The organism is Actinokineospora inagensis DSM 44258 (assembly GCF_000482865.1).
In the GTDB taxonomy this organism is placed as follows: domain Bacteria; phylum Actinomycetota; class Actinomycetes; order Mycobacteriales; family Pseudonocardiaceae; genus Actinokineospora; species Actinokineospora inagensis.
The window spans coordinates 13,669-30,988 of sequence record NZ_AXWW01000038.1; the positions used below are offsets into that span (position 1 = coordinate 13,669).

Here is a 17,320-nt window from a genome sequence, read left to right on the forward strand (position 1 = left end):
TGATCTTCGGACGCCGTGAGACCGCCGAGGGATCGGCGAGCAAGCCGTGGTCGTGGACGACGGCGACGGCATCAGTGCGGCGGCTCAGCACCGGGGATGTGGATGGCCGCTGACCATTGCCACCCACGGTGGTCCACACTCCCGGCGACCATCCACAACAGACCCGCGACAGGCCCGCCCGCGCCTGTCCCCCCGATAGGCTGGAAAACGGGGGCTGCTCAGCACTGTTGATCTTTGAGTGCCGCCCACAAGCCCCCGCGGGCGAGACGGCCAAGGGGTCAGTGAGCAGGCCGCGTCGACGGCGACGGCTTCGACGCAGTGGATCAACACCGGGGTCGTGGGTGGCCGCTGACCATTGCCATCCACCGTTGTCCACACTCCTGGCGACCATCCACAACCAGCCCGCGACACGCCCGCCCCCGCCTTTCCCTTCGATAGGCTGGAAAACGGGGGCTGCTCAGCACCGTTGATCTTCGAACACTGCCCGCTAGCCCTAGCAGGCGGGACAACCGAGGGCAGTGAGCAGGGCGGCGGTCGTCGGCGACGGCTTCGGCGCGGCGGATCAACACCGAGGTCGTGGATGGCCAAAATGACCATTGCCGCCCACAGTTGTCCACACCCCGGGCGGCCATCCACAACCGTCCCACGACAGCCCCACCCGCGCTTTCCCTTCGGTAGACTGGAAAACGGGGGCTGCTCAGGGCCGTTGATCTTCGAGCGCGGCGGGACGACCGAGGGGTCAGTGGTCGGTGAGCAGGCCGCGGTCGTAGGCGACGGCGACGGCCTCGGTGCGGCGGCTGGCGCCGAGTTTGGCCATGATGCGGCTGAGGTGGACGCTGACGGTCTTCTCGCTGATGAACAGTTCCTCGCCCACCTGGCGGTTGGTGCGGCCCGCGGCGACCAGGGTCAGGACGGCGCGTTCGCGGGGGGTGAAGGGGTCGACCTCGTCGCGGGGGGTGGTGGCGCCTTCGAGGGAGACGCGGGCGCGGCGGGCGATTTTGTGCAGGGCGTCGGAGAGGGGTTTGGCGCCGAGGCGGGTGGCGGTGGCGTCGGCGGCGCGGAGCTGGGCGGCGGCGGCTTCCCGGTCGTCGGCGGTGAGGAGGGCTTCGGCGTGGCGGCGGCGGCAGAGGGCTTGTTCGTAGACGGCGCCGTAGTCGAACGCGTCGACGGCCGCGCGCCACGTGTCGGGGTCGCTGGTGCCGGTGAGGCGGGTGTGTTCGGCTTCGGCGCGGGCGAGCCAGGCGCGGCCCTCGGGGCCGAGGACGCCGGTGCGCGGGCTGCCGCACTCGGCGGTCGTGCGGGCCATGGCCAGCAGGCGCGCGCCCTCGGTGGTGAACGTCGACACCTCGTTGCCCGCGCGGCGGGCGGTGGCGGCGAGGTCGGCGTACGCGGCGATGCCGATGGCGGCGATGCGGATCCCGGCGAGCACCCACTGCTCCCCGGCGCGCGCGACCCAGTCCAGCGCCTCGCGGACGCTTTCCACGGCCTTGTCCGGTCGGCCGCGCCAGATCGCGAGTTCCGCGCCGACGCCGCCGGTGGCGAGCGGGATCTGCAGGTCGCGGTGCCAGTCGGCGCGGAGTTCGGCGAGCAGCCGCTCGGCTTCGGCGAACCGGCCGCGACCGACGGTCACGTACGCGCCGACGGCGGCGAGCCGGGCGGACACGGTGCTGGACACCTTGTGCCCCGGGGGTTCGGCGGCGGCCTCGCTGCCGTCCCAGTCGCCGTGGGCGTAGCGGATGACCACCTGGATCACGCGCAGTTCCAGGCCGTAGGTGCTCCAGGTCAGGCCGGTGCAGCGGGCCCGTTCCACGCCTTCGTCGACGACCCGGGCGGCCTCGTCGAGCCTGCCCGCCTCGTAGAGGTTGACCGACAGCGAGTAGCGGGCGCGCAGCTCGACGGTGATCGCCTCGACGTCCTTGGCGCGGGTCATCGCCGTGTTCAGCAGCTCGCGGGACTCGTCGCTGTGGCCGCGGGCCTCGTCCAGGATCGCGACGGTGATCAGCGCGTCGGCCTCCGGTCCGCCCGCCTCGACCTCGCGGGCGACGGCGACGGCGCGCTCGGCGCGCTCGCGGGCCTCGTCGGCGCGGCGGTGCGACCGCAGGATCGTGGCGTACACCGCGAGCACCCACGCCTGGTCCGCGCTCGGCGGTCGCTCGGCGACCAGCCGCCAGGCCTGTTCGATGCTGGCCCACGCCTCGTCCTCGCGGCCCTCGACGGCGTACTGGAACTGGGCGAGCCTGCGGTGCAGCTTGGCCGCGCTCTCCGGGGTGACGGTGTCGTCGGCGACCCGCACCGCGGACTTGGCGAAGGCGATGGCGCGCTCCGGGTCGCCGGACATCACGGCAACCCAGGATGCATGTTGCAGCAACGCCATCTCGGTGACACCCGGCGGGCGCCGGTCGCCGGGAACGGCTTCCCACAGCTTCAACGCGCGCTCGGCGTGTTCCAACGATTCGGCGGGCGCCCCCAACCGTTCGGCCTCCAGCGCGGCTGTGATCGACGCGGCAAGAGCGGTCGGCAGCGCGTGGCTCTCCATGCTGTGGTGGGCAAGGGCCGCGGCCGCACCTCTTATGCCGACGTCGTTCGCGAGCTGATGGGCATAAGCGGCGTGCAGGCGCACACGTTCACCGGGCAATAGATCGCCGTAGACGGCTTCACGCATCAAGGCGTGCCGGAAGGTGTAGACCTCACCGTCCGCGGGAACGAGGACGTGGTGCGCGACGGCCTCGCGCAACGCGGCGTCCAATCCGGCCTCATCGATCCCGGCGACCTCGCGCAAGCGGGCGTCCGGCACCCGTCGACCGGCGACGGCCGCGACCCGCACCACGGCCTGCGCGGGCTGGCTCAACCGCTCGACCCGCGCCAACAACACGTCGACCAGGGTGGCCGGGATGCCGACGCTGTCGTCCGCCGCGTACGCGTCGAGCAGTTCCTCGGCGAAGAACGCGTTGCCCTCGGACCGCCCCGCGACCTCCCGCAACACCCGCTCCGGCAGCCGCCCCTCGGCCAACGCCGCCACGAACGCCCGGGTGTCCGCCGACCCGAACGGCGCCAACTCGATCCGCTCCACCTGCGGCAACCGCACCAACTCGGCCAACAGCGGCCGCAACGGGTGCCGCCGATGCAGGTCGTCACCGCGGTACGTACCCAGCACCAACAACCGCTGCGACCGCAACCGGGACAGCAGGAACGACAACAGGCTCCGCGTCGACGCGTCCGCCCAGTGCAGGTCCTCCAACACCAACACGACCGGCGACCGCTCCGCCAGGTCGGTCAGCATCCCGTGCACCCCGTCGAACAACTGCAACTGCCCGATGTCCTGCTCCGCGCGCGATCCCGCGGGCGGCAACGCCATCCCCGACTCCGGACGCCCCGGATCCGGCAGGCCGATCTCCGGGAACAGCCGCCCCAAGGCAGGCCGCCCGACCGCTTTGTCCCGCACCTGCGCCAACGCCTCGGCGACCGGGAGGTACGGCAGCCCCGCCTCCCCCGCGTCCAGGCAGCGCCCGGTGAGCACCAGCGCCCCCTGCTCGCGCGCGTACCCCCCGACCTCCTCGGTCATCCGGGTCTTGCCGACCCCCGCGTCCCCCGCCAACAGCACCGCCGACGCCCGCCCGGCCGCGGCCGCCGACACAGCCGACCGCAGCGCGCGCAGCTCCCGGCCACGCGCGACCAGCGGAATCCCCGAACCAAGACGCGGCATGACCAGCATGTTCGCACACCTCCCCGACAGCGGCGCCCACCACGGCCACGGAACCGCCGACGCCCCCGGACAAGTGCCGGTGCCGTTGTGGACCGATCGCCCCGCGGGCGACGAAACAGCGGCACATCCCGGGAATCCGCTCCGCCGCCGCGATTGGTCGCGTGCGCCAACGCGTTTCCCGGCGTCCACCGGTTGACCGGTGTCTCCGCACACCCCCATTCGGCGCCCCGCCAGTGCGGAGCCACCGGTCAACCGCCCGGTCGACCACCGGTCAGGCGCGGTCGCCCTGCCTCGGGTCCGGGCGCAGGCCGACCAGGCGCCGCCAGCGGGGGTGGTGCCTGCGGACCTCGTGGGCGTGCAACCTGCTGGTGCGGTCCCGGGTGCCGTGCGTGCGGTAGTTGGTCTCGGCCTGGATCGCCTCGATCGTCCACGTCATGTGGATCACTCCGTTTTCCCTCCGCCGCCGGGTCCTTCCCGGCTGACCCCCACTGTGCTGCTGAGGGGTGGCGGGGCAGATCGGGCGATCACGCAGTCCTGGCCCTTACCGACCCTCAGTCGGGGGCGTTCGGAGGGGTGCTGAGGGGAGTAAGGGGGTGAGGGGGGAACGGGGCCACGGGTGGTGCCGTGGCCCCGCCATCGAGGGGCTCCCGGACCGGGATGCTGTCGATCATCCCGGGCTCGGGGCTACCGGAGCGCCAGAAGGTTTCCCTTCACGGCTCCGACAAACACCGCCCACTCGGTGTCCGCGAACGACAGGTGCCCGTACTCCGCGTTCTTGGAGTCGCGCACCGCCGCGCCATTTCTGCCCACCACGAGTTCCACGCAGTCGTTACCACCACTGCGGGTGCTCGTTCGCCAATCGGCGCCGATCAGGTCAGAAACAGTCACGCCCCACTCCTCTCGGTGTTATTCGGGAATCACGGCCAACCTCTCCGCGATCCGCTGGACCAGGCCGACGGAGTCGTCTGGTCGCAACGCCGCCGCACGCAAGTGGTCGAACAACAAGGAGTGCTTGCGGACGTCCGCCGAGTTCTCCAGGTACACGCCGGAGGTGGCGTTCTCGACGTAGACGACGTCCGGGTCGGGGTCGGGGAACCCCATGATGAGGAAAGGCGATTCCATGCCCGCGTGCGCGCCGATCTCGAACGGCAGCACCTGCAGCGTCACGTGCGGTAGTTGGGCGATGTCGACGAGTTTCCGCAATTGCTCGTACATGACGTCCCGACCGCCGGTGAGCCGGTGCAGCACGGCCTCGTCGATGACCGCCCAGTACTCCGGCGGGTGCGGGTCGACGAGCAGCTTCTGCCGGGTCATCCTGGCCTCGACCCTGCGGTCGAGCTCGGCGGGCGGCGAGTCGGGCCGGACCGCGCGCAGCACCGCCCTGCTGTACGCGGCGGTCTGCAGCAGGCCGGGCACCAGCAGCGCCTGGAAGGCGTGCAGCGAGGCCGCGTCCGCCTCCAGCCCGACGAAGGCGCCGGTGAACACCTCGTTGTAGGCGTGCCACCAGCCCTTCTGCCTGGCCTCGCGGGCCAACTGCACCAGCGCGTCGCGCCGGTCGTCGACGATGCCGTACAGCTCGGCCATGTCGCGCACGTCGCGCGGGGTGACGCCGACGTGCCCGGTCTCGATCCGGCTGACCTTCGACGCGGAGCACTCCAGCCGGTCGGCCACCTCGTCGATGGTCAGCTCCGCCGCTTCCCGGAACCGCCGCAGTTCGGCGGCGAGCCTGCGGCGGCGAACCGTCGGACTGGGTGCTCGGGTCACGTGTCCACCTCGTTTCCGGCCGCGTGGAGGCGGCCTTCTGCCCGTTCGGGTGCTGGGGGGCGGCGTCGCGTTTCCCGCGGCCGCGGCGCGACCTGGGAGCGCGCCGTGGGCAAGTGTCGATGCTGATCTTGTCGAGCACAAGGAGCCGGTGCGCCGGAGGCCCGGTGCGGTTAACCGGATCGGCCCGCCGATGTCACCCGATCGTGTAGTGCAACTTGCAAAATGACATTCCCATAAAGCAGGCTGCACGGGTAAGCGCGGATGTCTGCGAATCGGACGCAAGGGACACGCGAAACGCGTCGGGGGGCGTGGGACCGCACCAGACGGTCATCGGCCGATTCGGCCGTCCGCTTGAGAGCGTCCCGGTTCGACGGTCGGGTTTTTCCGTTGATCGGACTACCCGGCGGCCGAACGGGGCGAGCACCGAGCGATCCGGTTGCCACCATGCGATTGCACAGTGACCTAGTAGCCGGTTGGTGGCGGTGAGGTTCGCGGGACACGACGAGGGCTGGAGGCCACGGGTGAGCGGGTCGATCTTCGGGCACATGGAAGCAGCGCTGCGCGGTCACCTCGCCGACCTCGGCGACCGCGCCCGAGTGGACGGCGACGCCGAGGCCGCCCGGCTGGCCCGAACCGAACTGCCCAGGGTCGTCGCCGCGCTGCGCGCCCTGCTCGACGAGCACCGTCCCGACCGGGACGGTCGCTGCCGCACCTGCCGCACCCGGCTGCTGACCCGCGCCCCGTCGCCGTGCCGGGCCTACCTGACCGCGCACCTGTGCCTGCTGGTCACCGAGGAGACCGACGAGACCGAGGACACGGATTACCGCGAACACCTGGCAGGCTGACAATTCCACACCGGACCCGCGTCCGTCCGGTCAACGCACCAGCCGCAGCAGTCCTTCCTGAACGACGGTCGCCACGAGCCTGCCGTCCCGGGTGAAGAACCGCCCGGTGGCCAAGCCGCGCCCGCCGGAAGCGCTGGGGGAGGCGCAGTCGTAGAGGATCCACTCGTCGGCGCGGAACGGCCGGTGGAACCACATCGCGTGGTCCAGGCTCGCGCCCATCACCTTGTCGGTACCCCAGTACACGCCGTGCTTGGCCAGAACTGCGTCCAAGAGGGTCATGTCGGAGGCGTACGCGAGCACGCACACGTGCAGCAGCGGGTCATCCGCGAGCTTGCCGTCGGCCCGCATCCACACCTGGTTGCGCGCGTCCCTCGGCCCCGTCTCCCGGGAAAGCCACGGCGGCTCACTGACGTAACGCACATCGATGGGCCGCGGCCGGTCCGCCCAAGCCCCGAACTTCGCCCGGAGATCCGGCGTCATCCGCTCCCCGTGCGTGGGCAACGACTCCGGGTCCGGCACGTCCGGCATCTCCTCGGCGTGCTCGATCCCCGGCTCCGTGGTCTGGAACGACGCGGACAACGCGAAAATCGCCTTACCGCGCTGAACCGCCACCACCCGCCTGGTCGTGAACGACCGCCCGTCGCGGATCCGGTCCACCTCGTACACGATCGGCACGCTCGGATCGCCACCACGGATGAAGTACGCGTGCAGCGAGTGCACCCCGCGCTCCGGCGGAACCGTCCGCCCCGCGGCGACGAGGGCCTGCCCGGCCACCTGGCCGCCGAACACCCGCACCGAGGAGTGCTCCGGGCTCACACCCCGGTAGATGTCGTCCTCGATCCGCTCCAGGTCCAACAGGTCGACCAGCAGGTCGAGCACACCCTGGCCACGCGGGACACCATCTTCAGCCAACTCGTGGTCGGTCATGCCGTGAAGGCTAGTGGGCGCACCCACCCGACGCCCGCGCGTGGTGCCCACGCCCGTCGATCAGTCCACAGTAGACCTGCGGGGACACGGGACTTGGTGCCGGAAGGGACGTTCCGGCACCAAGTGGGCGCTCGGTCCGCAGGGACGGGAACGGGCGCCGCGAAAGGGTCAGGCGTGGTCTTCCTCGCCCAACCGGTGGACGCGGATGAGGTTGGTGGAGCCGATGGTGCCGGGCGGGGAGCCCGCGACGATGACGACGAGGTCGCCGGGCTGGTAGCGGCCGATCGAGAGCATCGACTGGTCGACCTGGCGGACCATCCGGTCGGTGGAGTCGACCTCCGGGACGAGGAACGTCTCGGTGCCCCAGGTCAGCGCCAACTGGCTGCGGACGCCGGGCTCCGGGGTGAAGGCCAGCAGGGGCAGGCTCGTGTGCAGGCGGGCGAGCCGCTTGACCGTGTCGCCGGACTGGGTGAAGGCGACCAGGGCCTTGGCGTTGAGCCGCTCGCCGATGTCGCGGGCGGCGTAGGAGATCACGCCGCGCTTGGTGCGGGGGACGTGGGTGAGCGGCGGGACCGTGGGGATCTCGTTCTCCACGGCCTCGATGATGCGGCTCATCGTCCGGACCGACTCGACCGGGTAGCGGCCGACGGAGGTCTCGCCGGAGAGCATGAGGGCGTCGGCGCCGTCCAGCACGGCGTTGGCCACGTCGGAGGCCTCGGCCCGGGTCGGCCGGGAGTTGGTGATCATCGAGTCGAGCATCTGGGTGGCCACGATGACCGGCTTGGCGTTCTCCCTGGCGATCTGGATGGCCCGCTTCTGCACCAGCGGCACCTGCTCCAGCGGCAGTTCGACCCCCAGATCGCCGCGGGCGACCATGACGCCGTCGAAGGCCAGCACGATGGCCTCCAGGTTGTCCACCGCCTCCGGCTTCTCCAGCTTGGCGATGACCGGCAGCCTGCCCCGGCCCACCCGGTCCATCACCTGGTGCACCAGGTCGATGTCGGCGGGCGAGCGGACGAAGCTCAGCGCGATGAAGTCGACGCCGAGGAACAGGGCGAACTCGAGGTCCTCGATGTCCTTGTCGGACAGGGCGGGCACCGAGACGTCCATGCCGGGCAGCGACAGGCCCTTGTTGTTGCTGACCGGGCCGCCCTCGGTGACCTCGCAGACCACGTCGGGGCCGTCGACACCGGTGACGACCAGGCCGACCTTGCCGTCGTCGACCAGCAGCCGGTCGCCTGGCCTGGCGTCGTTGGCCAGGCCCTTGTAGGTGGTGGAGACCCGGTCGTGGGTGCCCGCGACGTCCTCGACGGTGATGCGCACGGTGTCACCGGTGCGCCACTCCACCGGGCCGTTGGCGAAGGTGCCCAGCCGGATCTTGGGGCCCTGCAGGTCGGCGAGGATGCCGACGGCGCGGCCCGACTCGTCGCCAGCGGTGCGGATCAGGTCGTAGACCTGCTTGTGGTCGCTGTGGCTGCCGTGGCTGAAATTCATCCGCGCCACGTCCATGCCCGCCGCGACCAGCTCGCGCACCCGCTCCGGCGTCGCGGCGGCCGGGCCCATGGTGCACACGATTTTTGCTCGTCGGTTCACACCTGCGCAGCTTAGCCCCGGGGGCTGTAACGATCCCGATGAACTCACCGATCGGGCCGACTCGATTCAGAGTGTTCTACCAGTGGCAACATGTTCGCTACCGTGTGCGATCGGTCAATCCCACGTGGTCACGGGCCCACTCGTTGAACGCCCGGAGCTGCCGCCACGCCTTGCGCACCCGGTCGAGGCACGCCCGTTCGTGCAGCGCGTCGTCGGGCTCCCAGACCCGGACCGCGAACACCGACCGGTACTTGAGCAGGTCAAGCCGAGGGTGCTCCTTGTCGAACCCGCGCGGCACCGTGCGCAGCCGGTCACCGCGGATGTCCCAGCCCGCGCGCTCCAGCTTGGTGAGGATGTCGCGCAGCGGCTCCCCGTGGATCTCCTCGGCGACCGCGGCGCGGAACCGGGCGAGCTGGTCGGACTCCAGGTGGAAGCAACCGCCGCCGACGCGCAGGCCGTCCGGGCCGACCTCGACGTAGTACGCGCCCGCGCCGCGCCCGGACTCGATGACGCCGCCGCAGTGGTCCTTGTAGGGCCGCTTGTCCTTGGCGAACCGGACGTCGCGGTGCGGCCGGAAGACCTTGGGGCTGCCGAAGTCGCCGCCGAACTCCTTCTCGAGCTCGCCGAGCAGCGCGGTCATCGGGGCGCGGACGTCGTTGTCGTAGGTGGCCTTGTTGGCGTCCCAGTAGGTCTTGGAGTTGTCGACGACCAGGCCGTCGTAGAAGTCGATGGCGTACTCGCCGAAGCCGGTGAAGCTCACACCCGCTCCGCCGAGGTCAGGTCGTGCGCGCGGACCAGCCGCTCGACGGCCGGGTCGTCCACCTTGTACTCGACGTCGTCGATGTGGCTGATGACCCGCACCGGGACCAGCGCGTTGGTGGCGAAGGCGGCGGCGAACTCGGGCAGCTCAGCGGTCGGCACCGGCCGGGTGACCACCTTGGCGCCGGTGCGCGCGAGCCCGCTCTGGATGAGCCCCAGCGCGATGCCGGGCAGCACGGGGGCGCTCGGGATGACGAGGGCGCCGTCCCGGTCGAGGAAGCACACGTTCCAGGTGGAGCCCTCGCTGACCTGGCCGTCGGGCGCCACGAACAGCACGTCGTCGAACCCGGCGCGGCGGGCGAGCCTGCGCTGGTAGAACAACCCGAACGTGCCAACGTGCTTGACCTGCGGCAGATCCCGCTGGTACCCGGCGGTCCGGACCTTCAGCGCGGACGCCTGGGTCGGCGGCGCGCTCGTGGTGACGACCACCTCGGGCTCGACATCGGCCTCCGGCCGGCGCGGGTCGAACCCGGGCGCGTGCACGGTCACCCGCACCGCCAGCGGCCCTTCCGCGCCGCTGATGGCCGCCCGGATCGCCGCGCGCACAACACCTTCGTCCAGCCCCTGCCCGAACACCACCCAGGCGTCCCGGTTCAACCGCTCCAGGTGCCGGGCCAATCCTCTGACCCGACCGGCGGCGACGTGCATGGTGGTGAAGTGGCCGTAGTTGACCAGGGCCAGGGACGCGGGGATGTCGGTCTGCGCACTCATCGCCCCGCAGTCTCGCACGCCGGTTCGAGCGGCCCTAGGCGTGGTGGCCGACGAGGTGGAACACCCGGCTCATCGCCCGGTACGGGTCCCGCAGGCTCGCCTCGAGTTCGACGGCGGCGACCGCCTCGACGTCGGTGTCCTGCACCGGGAGGTCCTGCCAGTCGCTGAACAGCCAGACCCCGTACCAGGCCGCGGGGGTGATGGCGTGGGAGGTCAGCAGGGTCGACAGGTGGTCGACGGTGTCAGCGCGGGTGGGGGCGCCGAGGACCCCGATCTCGGTGGTGGCGGTGAACGCGGCGAGGGCGTCGGTCCAGCGCCGTTCGAGAGCGGGGCGGACGGCGAGGGTGTGCGCGTTGAGCGCCATGATCGAGAGCAGGCCGCCGGGGGCGACGCAGCGGGCCAGCGCGGCGATCATGGGTTCGGGGCGGTCCAGGTACATCAGGACGCCGTGGCAGAGCACGACGTCGAAGGTGGCGCCGGTGGCCTCGGCGGCGTTCTCGCCCTCGGCCAAGACGAATCGCACGCGGTGTTGGACATCCGCCGGTTCGGCGGCGACCCGTTGTCGGGCCTTGGCGAGCATGGCCTCGGACGAGTCGAGCACCGTGACCCGGTAACCGAGGCGCGCGAGCGGGAGGGACTGGTGCGCCGCTCCCCCGCCGACGTCGAGGACCGTGGCGGGTGGTTCGGGGAGGTGCCGCAGCAACTGCCGGTGCAGGACATACGTGCGCACCCGCCCTTTCACCGTCGCGTAGGCGCCATCCACGAAGGCGTCCGCGAGGGCCGCCCAGGGATCGCTCATCGAACCGAGAGCGGCAGCGCGTTGGGTCGGACCGGGGCGGGCAGATCGGACGCGCCGGTCAGGTAGGTGTCGACGGCGTGCGCGACCGACCGGCCTTCCGCGATCGCCCACACCACAAGCGAAGCGCCTCGATGAGCGTCGCCGCACACGAACACACCGGGGGACGCCTGCCAGTCGTGGCCGCACGACAGCGTTCCCCGCGCGGTCAGCGACAGCCCGAGCCCGTCCAGCAGCGGCATGTGCTCGACGCCTTCGAACCCGATCGCCAGCAGGACCAGGTCCGCGGGGATCTCCTCGACGTGGTCGCCGACCGGGACCACTTGGCGCGCACCGGAAGCGTCGCGGGACACCTTGACCTCACGCAGCCGCACACCGGTCACGACATCGGTGCCGACGAACGCCTCGACGGCCACGGCGAACCGGCGCGAGCCCGCTTCCTCGTGCGCCGGGTAGCTGCGCAGGATCCACGGCCACACCGGCCACGGCGAGCGGGAATCGTCCCGAAGGGACGGTGGCATCGGGTACTGGTCGAGCTGGGTGATGCTCAGCGCCCCCTGCCGGGCGGCGGTGCCGTAGCAGTCCGCCCCGGTGTCGCCGCCGCCGATGATCACCACGTGCTTGCCCGCGGCGTCGACCGGGGCGGGCCCGTCGCCCGCGCAGGCGCGGTTGGCCGGGACCAGGTGGTCCATCGCGAGGTGCACGCCGCTCAGCGACCGGCCGGGGGTGTCGGTGTCGCGACCGCGCAACGCGCCCACGGCCAACACGACCGCGTCGTACTCGGCCTGGAGGCGGGCGACCGGGAACGCCGGGCTGCCGACGTCGCAGCCGGTGACGAACCGCGTCCCCTCGGCCCGCAGTTGCGCCAGCCTGCGGTCGAGGACCTTCTTCTCCATCTTGAACTCGGGGATGCCGTACCGCAGCAGGCCGCCGAGCCGGTCGTCGCGCTCGAACACGGTGACCTCGTGGCCGGCCCGGGTCAACTGCTGCGCGGCGGCCAACCCGGCGGGGCCGGACCCGACGACCGCGACCCGGCGGCCGGACGACACCGAGGGCCGCACCGGCTCCACGTACCCGCGTTCCCAGGAGACGTCGGCGATCGTGCTCTCGACCCGCTTGATCGCGACCGCGCCACCCGCCGCGGGGGAGATCGCCAGCACGCAGGCGGACTCGCAGGGCGCGGGGCAGAGCCTGCCGGTGAACTCGGGGAAGTTGTTGGTGGCGTGCAGCCGCTCGCCCGCCATCGCCCAGTCGCCGCGGCGGACCAGGTCGTTCCACTCCGGGATGAGGTTCCCGAGTGGACACCCGGCGGAACCCGAGTGGCAGAACGGGATGCCGCAGTCCATGCAGCGGGTGGCCTGCCCGCGGACCTGCCGGTCGCGGTCGTCGGCGGGCAGGTCGCGGTAGACCTCGCGCCAGTCGGCGACGCGCTCGTCGACCGGGCGCTTGGCGGCGTCTTCGCGGGCGTGCTCGAGGAAACCGGACGGGTCAGCCACGGGACGCCTCCATGACGGCGGTGTCGACGTCGCGGCCCTCGGCGCGGGCCAGCCGGACTGCGGCGAGGACGCGTTGGTAGTCGCGCGGCATGACCTTGGTGAAGCCCGCCGCGCGGCGGGTCCAGTCGCCGAGCAGGGACGCGGCGACGGCGGAACCGGTGTGCGCCCGGTGCCGGGTGACGATCTCGCGCAGCCACCGCAGGTCGTCGGACGCGGGCCGCTGCAGCTCGACCATGTCGGTGTTGACCAGGGCCGGGTCCAGGTCGAGGACGTAGCCGATGCCGCCGGACATGCCCGCCGCGAGGTTGCGCCCGGTCGACCCGAGCACGACCGCCCGACCGCCGGTCATGTACTCGAAGGCGTGGTCGCCGACCCCTTCGGCGACGATCACGGCGCCGGAGTTGCGCACCCCGAACCGCTCCCCCACCCGTCCACGCAGGAACACCTCGCCTGCGGTCGCGCCGTAGGCGATCACGTTGCCCGCGATGACCTGCCGTTCCGCGGCGAACCCGGCCGACGGGTCCGGCCGCACCACGATCCGGCCGCCGGACAGGCCCTTGCCGACGTAGTCGTTGGCGTCGCCGAACAGTTCCAGGGTGATCCCGGGCGGCAGGAACGCGCCGAGCGACTGGCCCGCGGACCCGGTGAGCCGGATCCGGATCGTGTCGTCGGGCAGGCCGTCGCCGCCGTAGCGGCGGGTCACCTCGGAGCCGAGCAGCGTGCCGACCGTGCGGTTCACGTTGCGCACCGGCAGTTCCAACCGAACCGGGTGGGCGTCCTCCAACGCCGCCTCGGCGAGCTGGACCAGCGTCCGGTCCAGCGCGTGCGCGAGACCGTGGTCCTGCGCGCGGACCCGCCTGCGCGCCGTCCCGTACGGGGTGTCCGGCACGGCGAACACCGGCGACAGGTCCAGGCCGCGCGCCTTCCAGTGCTCGACGGTGTCGTCGACCGCCAGCAGCTCCGCGTGCCCGATGGCGTCGTCCAGCGTGCGGAAACCCAAGGCCGCCAGGTGTTCCCGGACCTCCTGGGCGACGAACCGGAAGAAGTTGACCACGTGTTCGGCCTGGCCGGTGTACCGCTCGCGCAGCACCGGGTTCTGCGTCGCCACACCGACCGGGCACGTGTCGAGGTGGCAGACCCGCATCATCACGCACCCGGCCACCACCAGCGGCGCGGTCGCGAACCCGTACTCCTCGGCGCCCAGCAGCGCGGCGATGACCACATCCCGGCCGTTCTTCAGCGCGCCGTCGACCTGGACGGTGATCCGGTCGCGCAACCCGTTGAGCACCAGGGTTTGCTGGGTCTCGGCGAGCCCGACCTCCCACGGGGTGCCGGCGTGCTTGAGCGAGTTCAGCGGTGAGGCGCCGGTGCCGCCGTCGTGCCCGGAGATCAGCACGACGTCCGCGTGCGCCTTGGACACCCCCGCCGCGACCGTGCCGACCCCGATCTCCGACACGAGCTTGACGTGGATCCTGGCCTGCTCGTTGGCGTTCTTCAGGTCGTGGATCAACTGCGCCAGGTCTTCGATCGAGTAGATGTCGTGGTGCGGCGGCGGCGAGATCAGGCCGACCCCGGCCGTGGAGTGCCGGGTGCGCGCGATCCACGGGTACACCTTGTTCGGCGGCAACTGGCCGCCCTCGCCCGGCTTCGCGCCCTGCGCCATCTTGATCTGGATGTCGTCCGCGTTGACCAGGTACTCGCTGGTCACGCCGAACCGGCCGGAGGCCACCTGCTTGATCGCCGAGCGGCGGGCCGGGTCGTAGAGCCGCTCCGGGTCCTCGCCGCCCTCACCGGTGTTCGACCGGCCGCCGATCTGGTTCATCGCGATCGCCAGCGTCTCGTGCGCCTCGGCCGAGATGGAGCCGTAGGACATGGCGCCGGTGTTGAACCGGGCCAGGATCGACTCGACCGGCTCGACCTCGTCGATCGGGACCGGGGTCGCCGCGGTCCGCAGCCGGAACATGCCGCGCAGCGCGCCGCCCTCGCGGTTGAGCCGGTCGACCTCGGCGCTGTACTCGCGGTAGACCTCGTCGCGGCCGGTGCGGGTGGCGTGCTGCAGCAGGAAAACGGTTTCCGGGGTGAACAGGTGCAGTTCGCCCTCGCGCCGGTAGGCGTACTCGCCGCCCACGTCGAGGCGGCGGTGGACCCGGTCGGCCGGGTTGTCCGGGTACGCGCGGCGGTGTCGGATGCGGGCCTCCTCGGCGATGACGTCCAAGCCGACGCCGCCGAGTTTCGAGGTGGTGCCGGTGAAGTACTCGTCGAGCACGGTGTGCGCCAGGCCGAACGACTCGAAGACCTGGGCGGCGGTGTAGGCGCCGACGGTGGAGATGCCCATCTTCGACATGATCTTCAGGACGCCCTTGACCAGCGCCTTGACGTAGTTGCGCACCGCGGTGGCCGGTTCGACGCCGGTGATCGCGCCGTGCGAGATCAGGTCCTCGATGGTCTCGAACGCCAGGTACGGGTTGACCGCGGCCGCGCCGTAGCCGAGCAGCAGCGCGATGTGGTGCACCTCGCGGGCGTCGCCGCTCTCCACCACCAGGGCGACCCGCAGCCGCTCCTTGGTGCGCACCAGGTGGTGGTGCACGGCCGACACGAGCAGCAGCGACGGGATCGGCGCCATCCGGTGGTCGGAGTCGCGGTCGGAGAGCACCAACGTGCGCGCCCCGGCGGCGATCGCGACCGACGCCTCCCGGCGGACCCGCTCCACGGCGGTCGCCAGCGCGGCCCCGCCACCGTCCACTTCATACAGTCCGGAGAGGACGGTACAGGCGTAGCCGGGCAGGTCGCCGTCGTCGTTGACGTGGATCAGCTTGGCCAGCTCGTCGTTGTCGATCACCGGGTACGGGAGCTGGATGTGCCTGCAGGACGCCGGTCCCGGCTCCAACAGGTTCTGCTCCGGCCCCATGATCCGCTGCACCGAGGTGACGATCTCCTCCCGGATCGCGTCCAGCGGTGGGTTGGTGACCTGCGCGAAGATCTGCTTGAAGTAGTCGTAGAGCAGCCGGGCCCGCTGGGACAGCGCGGCGGGCGGGGTGTCGGTGCCCATCGACCCGATCGGCTCGGCGCCGGTGACCGCCATCGGGGTGAGCAGGATCTTGAGCTCCTCCTCGGTGTAGCCGAAGGTGAGCTGGCGGCGGCGCACCGACTCGTGCGGCTGCACCACGTGTTCCCGGTCGGGCAGGTCGGCGAGGGTGAGCAGCCCGGCGTGCAGCCACTCGTCGTACGGCTCGCGGGCGGCCAGCGCGTCCTTGACCTCCCGGTCGTCGACCACCCGACCGGCGGCCGTGTCGACCAGGAACATCCGGCCCGGCCGCAGCCGACCCTTGGCGACGACCTGGTCCGCCGGGACGTCGAGCACCCCGGTCTCGCTGGCCAGCACGACCCGGTCGTCGGCCAGCCGCCACCAGCGCGCGGGCCGCAGGCCGTTGCGGTCGAGGACGGCGCCGACCAGCGACCCGTCGGTGAAGGTGACGCACGCCGGACCGTCCCACGGCTCCATCAGACTCGCGTGGAACTGGTAGAAAGCGCGCCGCTGGGCGTCCATCCCGGTGTGGTTCTCCCACGCCTCCGGGATCATCATCAGCACCGCGTGCGGCAGGCTCCGGCCGCCGAGGTGCAGCAGTTCGAGCACCTCGTCGAAGCTCGCCGAGTCGGAGCCGTCCGGGTCGACCACCGGGTACAACCGGCTCAGGTCGCCGGGCAGCAGGCCGGACGAGAGCAGGGCCTCCCTGGCGCGCATCCGGTTCCGGTTGCCGCGCACCGTGTTGATCTCGCCGTTGTGCGCGACGAACCGGAACGGGTGCGCCAGCGGCCACGACGGGAACGTGTTGGTGGAGAACCGGGAGTGCACCAGGGCGATCGCGCTGCGCAGCCGCGGGTCGCGCAGGTCCGGGAAGAACGCCGGGAGCTGCGCGGTGGTCAGCATTCCTTTGTAGACAAGCGTGCGCGACGACAGCGACGGGAAGTACGTGCCGCAACCGTGCGCCACGCTCTCGTGCTCGACCCGCTTGCGCACGCAGTACACCAGCCGGTCCAGCTCGATCCCGGTCGGACAGTGACCGTCCGAGTCGGGGTGTCCGACCAGGAACGGCATGGCGAAGTACGGCATCACCGAGCGCGCGGTCGGTCCGATGCCCACGGCGTCCACCGCGACCGGGACCGGCCGCCAGCCCAGCAGCCGCAAACCCTCCTGCTCGGCGACCCGCTCGACCAGGGCGACCGCCTCGGCGCGCTCGGTCGGGTCGGCGGGCAGGAACGCCAGTCCGGTCGCGTACCCGTGGGCGCCGTGCTCATCGGGCTCGGGAAGGGTGAACCCGACCTCGGCGCGCAGCAGGTCGTCGGGCAGTTGCAGCAGGATGCCCGCGCCGTCGCCGCTGGTCGGCTCGGCCCCGGCGGCACCGCGGTGCTCCAGGTTCGCCAGCGCGGTCAACGCGTCCTGGACGATGCCGTTCGAACGGCGACCCTGGATGTCGGCGACCATCGCGACCCCGCAGGAGTCGCGTTCGGCGGCCGGGTCGTAGAGGCCGTCCGGGCGCGGAAAGGCCGAGAACAACATGGAGAGGCCTCCTGTCTGCGATCGCGCGCTCAGCCCGGCGGGCCCGAGGGGGCACAACCGGATCCTGGCGCGGGACGGCAGCGGCCCGCGAGGTGTGCTTTTTCGAGC

Annotated in this window: 12 protein-coding genes; 1 reads left to right on the forward strand and 11 read right to left on the reverse strand. The window is 71.7% G+C overall.

What is annotated here, in order from left to right:
• Positions 1-739: 739 nt before the first annotated feature.
• The 4 genes from H504_RS0116285 to H504_RS0116300 all read right to left on the reverse strand — a co-directional run bounded on the left by H504_RS0116285 (position 740) and on the right by H504_RS0116300 (position 5,467).
• Entirely contained in the window at positions 740-3,712 is a 2,973-nt protein-coding gene (locus tag H504_RS0116285) for a helix-turn-helix transcriptional regulator (protein ID WP_026423624.1), read from the reverse strand.
• 262 nt (positions 3,713-3,974) lie between these two features.
• Positions 3,975-4,139, reverse strand: a complete 165-nt coding sequence (locus H504_RS41345; protein WP_157440458.1) for a hypothetical protein — start codon at positions 4,137-4,139, stop codon at positions 3,975-3,977.
• Positions 4,140-4,387: 248 nt separating this feature from the next.
• Complete coding sequence (locus tag H504_RS0116295; RefSeq protein WP_026423625.1) at positions 4,388-4,591, reverse strand: DUF397 domain-containing protein; 204 nt, start codon at positions 4,589-4,591, stop codon at positions 4,388-4,390.
• 18 nt (positions 4,592-4,609) lie between these two features.
• The gene (locus tag H504_RS0116300; RefSeq protein ID WP_026423626.1) at positions 4,610-5,467 is read right to left on the reverse strand and encodes a helix-turn-helix domain-containing protein; all 858 of its coding nucleotides are present in this window, start codon (positions 5,465-5,467) and stop codon (positions 4,610-4,612) included.
• A 521-nt stretch (positions 5,468-5,988) separates the two neighbouring features.
• Between H504_RS0116300 and H504_RS35475 the strand changes: the two genes are divergently transcribed.
• Positions 5,989-6,312, forward strand: a complete 324-nt coding sequence (locus H504_RS35475; protein WP_051385944.1) for a hypothetical protein — start codon at positions 5,989-5,991, stop codon at positions 6,310-6,312.
• Positions 6,313-6,342: 30 nt separating this feature from the next.
• Here the strand turns inward: H504_RS35475 and tesB are convergent, their stop codons facing one another.
• The 7 genes from tesB to gltB all read right to left on the reverse strand — a co-directional run bounded on the left by tesB (position 6,343) and on the right by gltB (position 17,212).
• Positions 6,343-7,239: an acyl-CoA thioesterase II gene (gene tesB, locus H504_RS0116310; protein ID WP_051385945.1), complete on the reverse strand. Its 897-nt coding sequence runs from the start codon at positions 7,237-7,239 to the stop codon at positions 6,343-6,345.
• Between the two features lie 168 nt (positions 7,240-7,407).
• Positions 7,408-8,832 (reverse strand): pyruvate kinase, encoded by a 1,425-nt coding sequence (gene pyk / locus H504_RS0116315; protein ID WP_026423628.1) that lies wholly within the window; start codon positions 8,830-8,832, stop codon positions 7,408-7,410.
• 97 nt (positions 8,833-8,929) lie between these two features.
• Positions 8,930-9,592 carry a DUF2461 domain-containing protein gene (locus H504_RS0116320; RefSeq protein ID WP_026423629.1) on the reverse strand — a complete coding sequence of 221 codons (663 nt, stop codon included), beginning with the start codon at positions 9,590-9,592 and terminating at the stop codon, positions 8,930-8,932.
• A complete protein-coding gene (locus H504_RS0116325) occupies positions 9,589-10,362 on the reverse strand; it encodes an aminotransferase class IV (protein WP_026423630.1) in 774 nt (257 codons plus the stop codon). The genes H504_RS0116320 and H504_RS0116325 overlap by 4 nt, the downstream gene beginning before the upstream one ends.
• Positions 10,363-10,396: 34 nt before the next feature.
• Positions 10,397-11,161: a methyltransferase domain-containing protein gene (locus H504_RS0116330; protein WP_026423631.1), complete on the reverse strand. Its 765-nt coding sequence runs from the start codon at positions 11,159-11,161 to the stop codon at positions 10,397-10,399.
• A complete protein-coding gene (locus H504_RS0116335) occupies positions 11,158-12,654 on the reverse strand; it encodes a glutamate synthase subunit beta (protein ID WP_026423632.1) in 1,497 nt (498 codons plus the stop codon). Before H504_RS0116335 ends, H504_RS0116330 begins: the two co-directional genes overlap by 4 nt.
• Positions 12,647-17,212, reverse strand: a complete 4,566-nt coding sequence (gene gltB / locus H504_RS0116340; RefSeq protein ID WP_026423633.1) for a glutamate synthase large subunit — start codon at positions 17,210-17,212, stop codon at positions 12,647-12,649. The genes H504_RS0116335 and gltB overlap by 8 nt, the downstream gene beginning before the upstream one ends.
• Positions 17,213-17,320 lie beyond the last annotated feature (108 nt).